Annotated in this window: 12 protein-coding genes; 3 read left to right on the forward strand and 9 right to left on the reverse strand. The window is 62.6% G+C overall.

The genetic code is table 11. The annotated features are described in order from the left end of the window. Positions 1–4: 4 nt before the first annotated feature. The 5 genes from Q4543_RS15720 to Q4543_RS15740 form a co-directional block, all read right to left on the reverse strand. Positions 5–931 (reverse strand): N-carbamoyl-D-amino-acid hydrolase, encoded by a 927-nt coding sequence (locus Q4543_RS15720; protein WP_303439647.1) that lies wholly within the window; start codon positions 929–931, stop codon positions 5–7. A 21-nt stretch (positions 932–952) separates the two neighbouring features. Beyond that, positions 953–1,624: an amino acid ABC transporter permease gene (locus Q4543_RS15725; protein ID WP_303439649.1), complete on the reverse strand. Its 672-nt coding sequence runs from the start codon at positions 1,622–1,624 to the stop codon at positions 953–955. Positions 1,625–1,633: 9 nt separating this feature from the next. Beyond that, a complete protein-coding gene (locus Q4543_RS15730) occupies positions 1,634–2,302 on the reverse strand; it encodes an amino acid ABC transporter permease (protein ID WP_216002426.1) in 669 nt (222 codons plus the stop codon). After that, entirely contained in the window at positions 2,302–3,063 is a 762-nt protein-coding gene (locus Q4543_RS15735; protein ID WP_303439653.1) for an amino acid ABC transporter ATP-binding protein, read from the reverse strand. The genes Q4543_RS15730 and Q4543_RS15735 overlap by 1 nt, the downstream gene beginning before the upstream one ends. 71 nt (positions 3,064–3,134) lie before the next feature. Continuing rightward, positions 3,135–4,007 carry a transporter substrate-binding domain-containing protein gene (locus Q4543_RS15740; protein ID WP_216002428.1) on the reverse strand — a complete coding sequence of 291 codons (873 nt, stop codon included), beginning with the start codon at positions 4,005–4,007 and terminating at the stop codon, positions 3,135–3,137. Between the two features lie 512 nt (positions 4,008–4,519). Between Q4543_RS15740 and Q4543_RS15745 the strand changes: the two genes are divergently transcribed. Next, positions 4,520–5,389 carry a glyoxylate/hydroxypyruvate reductase A gene (locus Q4543_RS15745; protein WP_303439667.1) on the forward strand — a complete coding sequence of 290 codons (870 nt, stop codon included), beginning with the start codon at positions 4,520–4,522 and terminating at the stop codon, positions 5,387–5,389. Here Q4543_RS15745 and Q4543_RS15750 read toward each other — a convergent pair. Beyond that, the gene (locus Q4543_RS15750) at positions 5,367–6,227 is read right to left on the reverse strand and encodes a LysR family transcriptional regulator (RefSeq protein ID WP_303439656.1); all 861 of its coding nucleotides are present in this window, start codon (positions 6,225–6,227) and stop codon (positions 5,367–5,369) included. The genes Q4543_RS15745 and Q4543_RS15750 overlap by 23 nt on opposite strands. Positions 6,228–6,317: 90 nt before the next feature. Between Q4543_RS15750 and Q4543_RS15755 the strand changes: the two genes are divergently transcribed. Next, a complete protein-coding gene (locus Q4543_RS15755; protein WP_303439657.1) occupies positions 6,318–6,731 on the forward strand; it encodes a VOC family protein in 414 nt (137 codons plus the stop codon). A 164-nt stretch (positions 6,732–6,895) separates the two neighbouring features. Then, the gene (locus Q4543_RS15760) at positions 6,896–7,540 is read left to right on the forward strand and encodes an SDR family oxidoreductase (RefSeq protein WP_303439669.1); all 645 of its coding nucleotides are present in this window, start codon (positions 6,896–6,898) and stop codon (positions 7,538–7,540) included. Between the two features lie 573 nt (positions 7,541–8,113). Here Q4543_RS15760 and Q4543_RS15765 read toward each other — a convergent pair. From Q4543_RS15765 to Q4543_RS15775, 3 genes are read right to left on the reverse strand one after another with little or no spacing between them, the layout of a single operon-like run. Beyond that, the gene (locus tag Q4543_RS15765; RefSeq protein WP_303439659.1) at positions 8,114–9,145 is read right to left on the reverse strand and encodes a siderophore-interacting protein; all 1,032 of its coding nucleotides are present in this window, start codon (positions 9,143–9,145) and stop codon (positions 8,114–8,116) included. Next, complete coding sequence (locus Q4543_RS15770) at positions 9,138–10,349, reverse strand: MFS transporter (RefSeq protein WP_303439662.1); 1,212 nt, start codon at positions 10,347–10,349, stop codon at positions 9,138–9,140. The genes Q4543_RS15765 and Q4543_RS15770 overlap by 8 nt, the downstream gene beginning before the upstream one ends. Then, positions 10,349–12,442 (reverse strand): TonB-dependent siderophore receptor, encoded by a 2,094-nt coding sequence (locus Q4543_RS15775; RefSeq protein WP_303439664.1) that lies wholly within the window; start codon positions 12,440–12,442, stop codon positions 10,349–10,351. The genes Q4543_RS15770 and Q4543_RS15775 overlap by 1 nt, the downstream gene beginning before the upstream one ends. Positions 12,443–12,679 lie beyond the last annotated feature (237 nt).

Raw genomic sequence — 12,679 nt, forward strand, 5'->3', positions numbered from 1 at the left:
GAGGTTACTCCGGCAGCTTGACGCCCGTCTGGGTGGCGATGCGGCCATAATGTTCGATCCGGCGGTGGGCCGCAAAGTTGAATACTGTGGATTTGCCAAAGGCGCATTTGGCGAAATCGGCCTCGGCGGTGATCAGCTCGTCACCTTCGGTTTGGGCCTTGGCGATGACGAACCCGTCGGGATCGACGATGATCGTACCGCCGATCATGTGGTTGCCATCCTCCAGCCCGCATTTGGCAACGGCCACAGCATAGGTCGAATTCTGATAGGCCCCGGCGCAGATCGACAGCTCGTGGTGATAAAGCCGCTGTTCCAGCCCCTCGGCCTTGGACAGGTTGTTCTGCGACGGCGTGTTGTAGCCGATGCACACCAGTTCGACCCCTTGCAGGCCCAGCTCGCGCCATGCCTCGGGCCAGCGGCGGTCGTTGCAGATCGCCAGACCCATCAGCACGTCCTGACTGCGGGCGACATTGAACCCAAGGTCTCCGGGCAGGAAATAGCGCTTTTCCAGATGCTGGTGCGTGCGTTCGGGTTCGTATTCGGCGTGGCCCGGCAGGTGGATCTTGCGGTATTTCAGCGTGATCTCGCCATCGGGGGATACAATGATGGCGGTGTTGTAGTGCTCGCCCTCGGGGGTCAGCTCGCAATAGCCAAAGGTCATGCCCATGCCATAGGCCTTGGCGGCATCGAACAGCGGCTGCGTCGCGGGGCCGGGCATTTCAGTTTCAAACCAATGGTCGAATTCGGCGCGGTCCTCGACGTAAAAGCGCGGAAAGAAGGTGGTCAGGCACATTTCGGGAAAGGCGATAAAGCCCGCGCCCTTGTCATGCGCCTGCGCCATCAGCGCCAGCATCCGGGCCACCACCTCGTCACGGGTTTCGGCCCGTTGGATGCCACCCATCTGTGCGGCCGCAAGGATCATTCGTGTCATCGTTTCAGTCTCTTCCAGAATTTAGCTGCTGATCGAAAGGCCGCGCTGAAAGCGTGAGATCACGCGCACCAGCGGCCACAAGACAACAAGGTACATCAGGGCCGCCATCACCAGCGGCGAGGAATTATAGGTCACGGCGCGGGCCATGTTGGCGCTGTACAAAAGCTCGGTCAGGGACACGACCGAGGCGATCGAGGTCAGCTTGACGATCTCGACCACGTTGGACAGCAGGTCGGGCAGCACGTTGCGCACCGCTTGCGGCAAGATCACGTAGGCCTGAGTTTGCGCGGGGCTGAGCCCGGTGGCGCGGGCGGCTTCGGTCTGCCCGCGCGCGACGGATTTGATGCCGCTGCGAAAGATCTCGGCGAAGTAGGCCGAATTGTTCAGCAGGAACGCGATGCACACCGCGACAAAGGGCGTCACGCGGATGCCAATGAACGGCAACCCCGCATAGATCAGGATCAACAGGATCAGCGGCGGGATGGCGCGGAAAACATCGATGAACACGAAGGCTGGCAAGCGCACGGCGGCGTTTTTCGACGAGGCCAACAGCCCCAGCGCCAGCCCGCCCGAAATGCCCAGCACGACCACGACAGCGCAGAGTTGCAGCGTGACCGATGCCCCCTTGAGCAGCAAAGGTGCTGCCTGACGCATGATGTCGATGTTGAAAAAGGCGTTGATGATGGTGTCCATGTCGGTCCCTCAGTGGTCGTAGTGGAACCGGTTTTCGACGTAGCGTGATAGCAACATCGCCGGAAAGAAGATGATCAGATAGGCAATCGCGGCCATGGTCAGCGGCGTGGCCGAGCCTGAAAACGCCTGCGCCGAGCCTGCGACCGACACGATTTCCTTGACCCCGATGACCGAGCCATAGGCCGTCATCTTGGAAATGGTCAGCGAGCGGTTCACCAGCTGCGGAATGTTGGTGCGCACCGCCTGCGGAAAGATCACGTTGACCAGCACTTGGTTGAACGACAGGCCGGTGGCGGCGCCTGCCTCCCACTGGCCGCGCGGCAGGGATGTCAGCGTGGCCCAGAAGATTTCTTCGACAAACGCCGCCAGCACCAGCGTCAGCACCAGATAAAGCACGAACCAGTCCGACAGGATGACCCCCAGCGAGGGCAGCCCAAAGAACAGGATCAGCATCAAAACCAGCGGCGGCAGCGCGCGCATGAGGTCCGCAAACAGCACGATGGGCCACGCCAGCCAGCGTTTCTGATAGGCCCGCAGCCCCGCCAGAAACGCCCCAAGCGCCAGCCCCGAAATCACCACCAGCACCGAAATCCAGATGGTGACCCAGACCGCCCGGACCATCTGCGGCATATAGGTCGCGATGATTTCGGGGTTCAGAAAGACATTGCCGAAATCCATCAGGCGGCCTCGCCCGACACACGCGACAGGAACGCGCGGAGGCGTTCGGACTTCGGGTTGCCAAAGATCTCGTCCGGGGTGCCCTGTTCGACGATCACACCGCCATCCATGAACACCACGCGGTCGGCGGCCTCGCGGGCGAATTGCATCTCGTGGCTGACGACGATCATGGTCATGCCGCCCTCGCGCAGATCGCGCATCACCTTGAGCACCGATCCAACCAGTTCCGGATCGAGCGCCGAGGTCGGCTCGTCGAACAGCATCACCTTGGGGTCGAGCGCAAGGGCGCGGGCGATGGCGACGCGCTGTTGCTGCCCGCCCGAAAGCTCGCCGGGCATGGCGTTGGCCTTGTGCTTCAGTCCGACCTTGTCGAGCATTTCCAGCGCGCGGGCCTCAGCCTCGGCGGCGGGGCGTTTCAGCGCCTTGCGCTGCGCCAGCGTGACGTTTTTCAGCACCGAAAGATGCGGGTAAAGAAAGAAGCCCTGAAACACCATGCCCACCTGCAGGCGCATCCGGTCCAGATCGCGCCGGGTGATGCCCAGCATCGGCTTGCCGTTGACATGAATCGCGCCCGAGGTCGGCTCCTCTAGCCGGTTGCAGCACCGTAGCATGGTGGATTTGCCAGACCCCGACGGGCCGATCACGAACACCAGCTCGCCATTGGCGACCTTGAGGTCGATGGACCGCAGCACCTGCGTATCTCCGAAGCGCTTTTCAAGCGCGGTAATTTCAAGCGTGGGAAGGGGCTGGGATGCCGACATATGCGAAAAGCCTGAGGGTATAGAGGGTGGCCGGGGATTGCGCCCCGGCCAGAAAGATCACGCAGCGCGGATCAACCGAAGGTGCAGGAGGCCTCGTGCTCGTCGGGCTGGTAGCCCTCGAAACCCGGGGTGCCGTAACCGGCCGAGGGGGTGACGATCAGCTCGCCCTCTTGCGGCGTGATGCCGAACCATTTTTCCGACAGCTTTGCCATGGTGCCGTCGATCTTCAGGCATTCCAGCGCGGAATCGAACAGGTTGCGCGTGGCGTAATCTTCGCGGCGGAAGGGCAGCGCCCAAGACAGGCCGGTGTTGATCTGGAAGGCGAATTCAAGGTTCGGGTTCATCTTGCCCGCCCATGCGGTCGCGGTCATGCCCGCCATGCTGGCATCAGCACGGCCCGAGGTCACAGCCTCGAGCGCGTCGGACGAGGTGCCAAAGGTCAGCACGGTCAGGTCCAGTTCCTCGGCCCGTTCGGTCAGCCATGTCTCGTACAGCGAGCCCTTGTTGGCGGTGACGGTCTTGCCCTTGAGGTCTTCGATGCTGGCGATGCCCGATCCCGGCTTGGCGGCGAAGCCAAAGTTGGTTTCCATGAAGCCTTCGGTGAACAGCAGCGTCTTGGAGCGTTCCTCGGTCACCGTGGTGGGCGCGGCGATATAGTCAAAGGTTTCCGAATGCAGCGCGGGGAACAGGCCGGTGTACTGGCCGGCGATGATTTCGATCTCGACGCCAAGCTTTTCGGCCATCGCCGCGGCGATATCGACGTTGAAGCCCTGAATGCCGCCATCCAGCGACGGGAAAGCATGCGGCGCAAAGGTGCCGTCGATGCCCGCCTTGTAGCTGTCCTTGATCGGGGCGATTTCGGCGGGCGGCTCGCCCTCGGCATGGGCGGCGGTGGTGGCAAGCAGAGCGGCGATGACGCCAAGAGATGCGAGTTTGAAGGACAAGGGGGAGGTCTCCTGTTGGATCGCGCATTGTCAGCATGCGCTGTGCCGCCAAACTCGGGGCGGCGGACGCTGGACGCCAGATAAAACAGGATTATCTGAAGAGTATAAGTATAAACCCAGATTATATTATAGGAATTCGGATAGGTTCAGGGGCAGTAGAGCTTTCAGTATAAATACCTGTTATTAAACAAATAATTTTGGATATTAAACAGGCTGAAAGCCGCATCCTCGCCGTGACGGTTCCGCGTCTTCCCGGCCAAACACCCCGGAAAATCTGCGTAAACTTTGGGCATATCGCCAGCTGGACCCGGCGAAATCCACGCGTTTGCGATGGTTCAGGCCCCGGCTCGCGCCCGCGCCGCGCCCGGAATTTGAAGAATCCCACCCGCTTGTGGAATAGCCGGGGCATCGCAATTTTCAGGAACCCGCCCGTGACCTCCCCCAAGACCGACACCCCCCTCCAGATCCTGATCTCGGCCCCCGACGATGCGGTCGCGCAGTTTCAACCCGCGATTGCCAAGGCGCTGGACGCCGCCGGAGTGAAGGCCCATGTTGCCCCAGATCTGCCCCCCGAAGAGGTGGATTACATCGTCTTCAGCCCCAACGGGCTGATCTCTGATTTCACGCCCTACACCCGTGCGCGCGCGGCGCTGTCGCTGTGGGCCGGGGTCGACAAGGTGCTGCACAACCCCACGCTGACCCTGCCACTGGCGCGCATGGTCGACCCCGGCCAGCGCGAGGGGATGATCGAATACGTCACCGCCCATGTGCTGCGTCATCATATCGGGATGGATCACTACATCACCGCGTCGCAGGGATGGCAACAGGTCGCCCCGCCGTTGGCGCGGGATCGCAAGGTGACGGTTCTGGGTCTCGGCGAGCTGGGCGAGGCCTGCGCCAGCGCCCTTGCCGCGCTGAAGTTCGACACCCACGGCTGGAGCCGACGCCCCCGCACCCTGCCCGGCATCACGGCCCATAGCGGCGATGCCGGCCTGTGCGATGCGCTCTCGGGCGCCGACATGGTGGTGTGCCTGCTGCCCACGACACCGCAGACCGAAAACGTGCTGAACGCGGCGACGCTGGCGCTGCTGGCCCCCGGCGCTGTGGTGATCAACCCGGGCCGAGGTTCGCTGATCGACGATAGCGCCCTGATCGCCGCGCTGGACAGCGGCGCGCTTGGCCACGCCACGCTGGACACGTTCCGCGTTGAACCCCTGCCCGAGGATCACCCGTTTCGCGCCCACCCCAAGGTCACGGTCAGCCCGCATGTCGCGTCATTGGTGCGCGTCGAGACCAGTGCGGCGGTGATCGCCGACAACATCAGGCGGGGCGAAGCGGGCGTGCCCTTTGTGCATCTGGTCAATCGGCAGGCGGGGTACTGATCAGGCTGTCGACGATCAGGCGGCGCGCGGCGGACCGGTCGGGCGCCGTGCGCGTCAGCAACACCAGCCGGCGCTGATAGGCCGCGCCATCGAGCAAGGCCCGCGCGCCTTTCAGCCCGGCCCAATCGGGCACCAGCGACGCGCCAATGCCGCTTGCCACAAGATCCGAGATCACCTCAAGCCCGTCCAGCGCACACAGCACATGCGGCATGATCCCGCGATCCGCCAGATAGCGCGCGGCGATCTGCCCGCCCCAGCTTTCGGGGTCATAGGCGATCAACGGCAGGTCGGCAAAGGCGGCCTCGGCGGTCCGCGCCGGGTGATCTTCGGGCACGAGCAGCCGCAACGGCTCGCTGCGCAGCGCGTGCTGCTGCAACCCGAACGGTGTCGGGAACGGCGGCGCGACGATCAGCGCCGCGTGCAGGTCTTCGGACAGCACCGCGTCATACAGCGCCGCCGACGAACCCGGTGTGATCTGCAATTCCAGCTGCGGCGCGCGGCGGCGCAGATCCATCAACAGCCCCGGCACGCTGGCGGTCAGCAGGGTTGAAATCGCCCCTAGCCGGAACACGCCCTGCACCACATCGGCATCGGCGCTGCGCTGCAAATCATGCGCCAAGCTGACGATGCGCCGCATCGCGGGCAGCAGATCGCGCGCCGCAGCCGAGGGCGCAGAGGCATTGGCCCGCCGATCCAGCAGCCCCTGCCCCAACTGTCGTTCCAACACCTGTATGCGCTGGCTGACCGCTGCGGGCGTCAACGCCTGCGCCTGCGCGGCTGCCACGATGGAGCCATGGTCGACCACCGCCAGAAAGCTCTCCAGAAATCGCGTATCCAAAAGAATTTCTTTCTCTCAGGGGTAAAGATTTTCGTTTTTCCTTTCTCTGCCGATTGGCTACCTCAAGGCAACCTAATACCGGAGACTCCAATGAAATCTGTGTTCCACCTTGCCCTGCATGTCACCGACCTTGATGAAACCCGCCGGTTCTATGGCGATGTACTGGGCTGCGCCGAGGGGCGTTCGAACGACACTTGGGTCGATTTCGACTTTTTCGGCCACCAGCTGTCGATGCATCTGGGCAAGCCATTCGAAACCACCCGCACCGGCAAGGTCGGCGATCACATGGTGATGATGCCGCATATGGGCGCGGTGCTGGGCCTCGACGACTGGAAAGCGCTGGCCGCGCGGCTGCAGGACAACGGCATTGCGTTTGACATCCCCCCTGTCATCCGCTTTGAGGGCGAGCCGGGCGAGCAGCGTACCATGTTCTTCTTCGACCCGTCGGGCAACCCGATCGAAATCAAGGGCTTTGCCGACACCAGCGGCATCTTTGCCAGCTGACGACGCAGGCCCCCCGTGGATCTCGGAATATCAGACCGCCGCGCGCTGGTGCTTGCCTCATCGCGCGGCCTTGGGCGCAGCATTGCCGAGGCACTTGCGGCTGAGGGCGTGCGCATCATGCTGACGGGCGCGACGCCGACGCGCTGCAAGACACCGCCGCGCAGATCAATGCGCGCGGCGCGGGGCAAGCCGAATGGGTGACGGTCGATCTGAGCGCGCCGGATTTTTCCGCCAAGCTGGCAGATCATGTTCGCGCGCAGATGGGAGGCGTCGACATTCTGGTCAACAACACGGGCGGCCCCAAGCCGGGCGCTGCGCGTGATATCGAGGTGGCGGAGCTGATGGCTCAGGCTCAGGCGCAGGCGATGGTGGCGTCGGTGATCGACCTGACCGGGCGGCTGATCCCGGACATGTGTGCGCAAGGTTGGGGGCGGGTGCTGACCATCGCCTCATCCGGCATTGAACAGCCCACCCCGAACCTCGCGCTGTCCAACACCCTGCGCGGTGCACTGGCGGGCTGGAACAAGACGCTGGCGAGCGAGGTCGCGGGCGACGGTGTGACCTGCAACATGCTGCTCCCGGGGCGGATCCACACCAACCGCGTCGATCAGCTGGATGGCGCCGCCGCCGAAAAACAGGGCAAGCCGCTGGAGGACGTGCGCGCCGCCTCGCGCGGTTCGATCCCCGCCAAACGCTACGGCAGCGTCACGGAATTCGGTGCGGTGGGAGCGTTCCTGTGCAGCGATCCGGCCGGCTATGTCACCGGGTCGATGGTGCGCTGCGATGGCGGGATGATCCGCAGCGTCTGACCTTGTTTGCAGATGTCACCCCGGCTGGCCCCAGCCGGGGTGACATCAGGGCCGAAAGCACAGCTCAGGGCTGATGCCCGCGCCGTTCAGATCCCACACGCGCAAGGATGTGGTCCGACGTAAGCCCTGCAGCCTGCCCTTCCGCAGCGCCAAGCCTGCCGGGCCATTTCAACCGCCATCACCGGTGGATACACCGGGTCCGCGACGCCCCCGCAAACCTGCTGATGATCGACGCCAGCATCGTCAGCCTTCCGTCAACACCGAACACAACCCTACCTAAAAATAGGGATTCCATATGGATTCGTGCATTTAACTGTCATTTTCTCAGGGTTAAGGTTGGGCGCCGATCCACACCATACGTCGGATGATGTTCATAAGGCCCATATGTATCACGCCAATGTCGCCCCTGCGAAGGCCGCTTAGGGGGGCACATCGGTCAAATTTCAATGGAAATTATGCCGCCACCCGGGTCACTTCCGGGTGGAAATCAACGCGCATGGCTCTGGGGACGATGCGGGCGTGTTATTGCAGATGTTGTGCTGGATCCGTGGCGAGGCGATCCGCTTGAAATGACTATTCTTCCAGCCATTGCCAGTAGGCCGAGATATAGGCACCCCGTACGGCGTGGCCTGCCTTGCGCCATTCTGCGCGCACTTGTGACGCTTGGTTGCGCTCGGCAACGAACCACAAGAACGGAGGGCATCGCTCGCAAATGGCGGCCCGCGCGGCGTCGGCCATCATCGCCTGCGTGCCCGGTGCCGCAAACGCGATTTCGACCCCGGCGTGGTCGGGAAACGGGTAGTGCGCGGCAGCTTCCTGACCGGGGTAGAGCGTAAATCGGCCGGTGAGGTCTGGATTGGCCTCTAGAATACGCGCCACAGCGGGGAACCCGGTCTCATCGGCAAACCCGCTGATTTCGCCGGAAATGCGGCAGCCACCCCCGCCGGGGTTGGTGACAAGGACCTCGGACCCGATTGGAACGGTGCTGGCCCATTGCGTGGCGCGACCACCCTCATGTTCAAACAGATCAAGGCATAGGGTTCCGGCGTCGTGGTTGACGCTGCGGGCGGTATAGACCGGCAGGTGCAGCTTGTCCGCGCCTTGGGGCCATTGGGTCGCACCGTTCGCGCCGACGGTGGGCCATTGCATGGGCCTCCCCTGTGGGCCGATGGCCAGCCGGAAATGGATCGCATCGTCTGAAAAACGCGAGACATCCCCGCGCAGGGTAACCCGCAGAAAACCGCCCCTGAGCGGCGCGACCGAAGCGACCGTCATCACATTGACGTTAGCGGGCAACTGCCCCTTTTGGGGGGCGTCATTCCAGCGGATGCGCTGCGCGATCTTTGGAAATCCCGCGCCGATCTGCGCAACGAGCGCATCTTTGAGCACCTGAAGGTGACCCGCATGTGGGGCGAAGATTTCGGCGCGGGCCCCACCGTCCAGCGGCGCAAAGCCGATGCGTCCGTAGTAGGTGTCGACCCTTATGCCGGTCTTGTCATCCTGCGCGATGGTCAGGCCATGCTCGGCGGCCTGGGCCAGCGCGCCTTGGCGCAAGCGCGCAAAATCCGCGCCAATCAGGTCGGTGCGCGCGATAACGTCAGGCATGTGTGGGGGCCTTTTGTCCGGCAAACCGCCAGATCAACGGAAGCGTGGCAAGCGAAACGGCGCAAGCCAGTGCGAAGAAAACGCCATAGCCGAAGTGTTCGGCAACGAACCCCGCCGCCGTGCCGGACACCATGCTGATGGCGGCGTCGGCGCATTGAAACAGGGTGAAATCAACTCCCCCCTGGCGTGGGTCGGACCAGTTCATGAACTGCCCATATAGCGCGACAAAACCAAAAGCCATGACCGCAGCGCTGGCCACCATAGCAATCGGGGCGACCAAAGCCGTGGGCAAAATCGTGTCGCCTGCAGAGAGTGCAACCAACCCCAGAATGGCCGATTGCAAGACGATGGCACCCACCAGAACCCCCCGCGCGCCAAAGCGGCGCACGGTTGCGCCGCCAACAATGGCCCCCGCAAAGCCCAAGGTCAGGCTGCCCACACCGCTGAGGATACCCAGCTGCGCCAAATCATAGCCCGCATCAATGAAATAAGGGCCAAACATGCCCATCGCGGTCTTTTGCGCGACCACATACAGCGCGGCCACCACCAGCCCCCGGCGAACCTCGGGGCGGCGCAATGCAGCCCGCAGACTAGGTTGGTGCGGGCGGCTGGCGGCTCCAGCGGCGCGGGCGACGAAGGCGAACGGCAGGCACAGCACCGCAACCACCAGCGCCATGCTCCAAACACCAACGGTCCATCCCGCCTGGTCAACCAAGATCAGGAAAACGCCCCCGCCGATGGCTGCGCCCAGATAGGCGCCACCCACCTGCGCGGCATTGCCCCAACCATAGCGCGTGTTCTTTAACGCCTCGACGGCATAGCCATCACAGGCGATGTCCACCGTGGCCGTGGCAAAGGCGGCGATCATAAGCACGCCCAGAACCGGTAGCACCGGAAACGGCCCGATCAGTCCAACCAGCACAAGGGTTGCGATCACAATCGCCGCACCCGCCAAAACGATGGTGGTTGACCGATCTCGCCCACCATCCGGCAGGCGGAACCGTTCGACCCGTGGCGCCCAAAGGAATTTCAGCGCCCAAGGCAGCACCAGAAGCGAAATCAACCCAATGCGATCCAGCGGCAGATCCTGCGCGCGCAAAACGCCCGGAAGGCCTGTCCATGTCACGCCGCCGATGACGCTTTGCGCGACATAGACGCCACCGATTGCCCCGATGACGCCCCACGACCCCCGCTGCACAGCCATCAGAAGCGGTAGGCGATGCTGGCCGTCGCGGTGCGGCCTTCGGTGCGGTAGCAATATCCGGCGCTACAGGTCTGGTCGGTGTTGTCGAACACGTTCTTGACATTCACCTGCAGGCCCAGCCCATCATAGCCGACCCGACCAAAGTCATAGGACAACGACAGATCCGCATAAAGCTGGTCGTCGTTCTTGAACGTGTTCTCGTCATCGCCCCAGCTTTCGCCCACATAACGCAGACCGGCCCCAAAGCCCCAACCCGCAAGCGCGCCGTTGGTGGGTTCATAGAACGCCCAGACCGATGCGGCATGTTCCGGGGTCGCGGACAGCTGGTTGCCCTCGGTTCCGGTGGCCCCGCGCTCGATTTCCATATCCAGATAGGTGTAGGATGTGGTCAGCCGCAGATCGTTGGCAAAGTTGAACTGCCCTTCGACCTCGAACCCGCGCGAGCGCAGATCATAGGGCACCTGCACCTGATACAGCCCGCCGAACACCGTGGAATCGACCGTCTGAAACACCACGCCGTCTTCCTGTTGGATGTCGAACAGCGATGCGGTGATCAGGCTCTCGGTGCCGGGAAGCTGGTATTTCAGGCCGATTTCCTTTTGCAGCCCGCGCGTGGGATCGCCGGTGTGGCCGCTGTCGGGGTCGGTATTGCTGTCGTAGACGATGCCTGTGGTGGGCACGAAGCTGCTGGAGACGTTGGCAAAAACCGACAGGTCGCTGTTGATTGCATAGCTCAGGCCAAGCCGCCCCGAGAATCCTTCGTCCGACGTGTCGGTGCCATCGTGCGCCGCGTCAAAAGTGGTGGTTTCGACCCAATCGTACCGCCCGCTCAGAAAGACCGTCCAAGGGCCGCTGCTCAGTTGATCATGCAGATAGATGCCGTATTGGTCCATGTCCTGACCGCCGGAATAGGGCTGATCGGCCGCATCCGTCGCCGCGGCTGACACGTAGCCCACACCGCCATAATAGGTTTCATAGGATGAGCGGGCAAAATCAAACCCGCCCACGACCGTATGCGCCCAAGACCCGGTGGAAAAAGCCGTCTCAACACTGGTGTCGATTGTCAGGTTTTCCGAATCTTCCAGGTAATGGCCCCAGTAGCGGCCAAAACCCGCACCCGTATCGTAGACGCCGCTGAATTCCAGATCGGCGTCAACCTCGGAATAGCGCAGCTTCTGGCGCAGGGTGATCGTATCGGTCAGCGCGTGTTCGACCTCGTAGCCGATGCGCCACTGCTCGTTGACGAAATCGTTGTAATCGGGATCGCCGATATAGTAATCCGATGCCTCGCCGTAGGCCTCGTTGTAATAAGATGCCGTGCCCCCGCGCATCGATTTGGCGTATTCGCTTAGCAGGGTGATGGTGGTGCGGTCTGTCAGCTCATATGTCAGCGCGGGCGCGATCATGTTGAGATCGTCGCTATAGCCATCGAGCGGCGTGTCCGCATCGCGGGTCACCCCGGTCAGGCGATAGCTCAGGCGCCCATCGCCCACGGGCCCGGTAAAGTCAAAGGCCAGTTCCTTGCGGTCATCGGTGCCAAAGGTCAGCTGAATCTCGTTAAAGGATTCATCCTTGGGGCGTTTGGACACCACGTTGACGATACCGCCCGAGCCGCTGACGCCGTACATGGACGACGATGGACCTTTGAGCACCGAGACCGCCTCAAAGCTATAGGGGTGGTTCTGGTACCACGCCGAGGGGCCATTCACCTGCCGCAATCCGTCTCGAAACAAGCCGTTGTAATAGCTTGAAAATCCGCGAAGATAGACTGCATCGTAGCGGCTGTCGTATCCAAAGGCATTGACGTTGGTGCCCGAGCTGTAGCCAAGCGCATCCAACAGCGTGCGCGGCTGCTGGTCTTCGATCTGGTCCTGCGTGACGGTGCTGATGTTCTGCGGAATGTCGCGGATTGAGGTATCGACGCGGGTCGCCTGACGGCCGCTTTCGGCGACGTATCCGTTTTGCACCAACGTGTCGTCGCTTTCAGCTTCCAGATACAAAGTGCCCAGATCCATGCCCCCGGCATCCTGAGCCTGCGACGTGGTCGAAAATGCGGTAAGCCCCGCGAGCAGGGCAAGTCGAGAAACACTCATGAGAGCCTCCGGCTAGACCTTGGCTACTCCGTGTTTGCTCAGGCTTGGATTGTGAATTTTCTGCTATCTGACTATTTCAGTCGTGATTGGCCACCAGCCTTCATAGCCCGTCGCAGCGGCAACGAAATATCGTTGCGCGTCTGCAACAGTCGGCCCTGCGCAGAGCTATGGCTGAATCTGGTGTTTGGGCGGTTTGAAAGCTGGCGGTGCATCTGGTTGGTTTGATGTTGCCAAACA

It is taken from the genome of Salipiger sp. 1_MG-2023 (assembly GCF_030547555.1).
In the GTDB taxonomy this organism is placed as follows: domain Bacteria; phylum Pseudomonadota; class Alphaproteobacteria; order Rhodobacterales; family Rhodobacteraceae; genus Salipiger.

Coding starts and splice junctions, on each gene's coding strand:
- Q4543_RS15720 (WP_303439647.1), bottom strand. CDS start 931: ATGACACGAATGATCCTTGCGGCCGCACAGATGGGTGGCATCCAACGG.
- Q4543_RS15725 (WP_303439649.1), bottom strand. CDS start 1,624: ATGGACACCATCATCAACGCCTTTTTCAACATCGACATCATGCGTCAG.
- Q4543_RS15730 (WP_216002426.1), bottom strand. CDS start 2,302: ATGGATTTCGGCAATGTCTTTCTGAACCCCGAAATCATCGCGACCTAT.
- Q4543_RS15735 (WP_303439653.1), bottom strand. CDS start 3,063: ATGTCGGCATCCCAGCCCCTTCCCACGCTTGAAATTACCGCGCTTGAA.
- Q4543_RS15755 (WP_303439657.1), top strand. CDS start 6,318: ATGAAATCTGTGTTCCACCTTGCCCTGCATGTCACCGACCTTGATGAA.
- Q4543_RS15765 (WP_303439659.1), bottom strand. CDS start 9,145: ATGCCTGACGTTATCGCGCGCACCGACCTGATTGGCGCGGATTTTGCG.
- Q4543_RS15770 (WP_303439662.1), bottom strand. CDS start 10,349: ATGGCTGTGCAGCGGGGGTCGTGGGGCGTCATCGGGGCAATCGGTGGC.
- Q4543_RS15775 (WP_303439664.1), bottom strand. CDS start 12,442: ATGAGTGTTTCTCGACTTGCCCTGCTCGCGGGGCTTACCGCATTTTCG.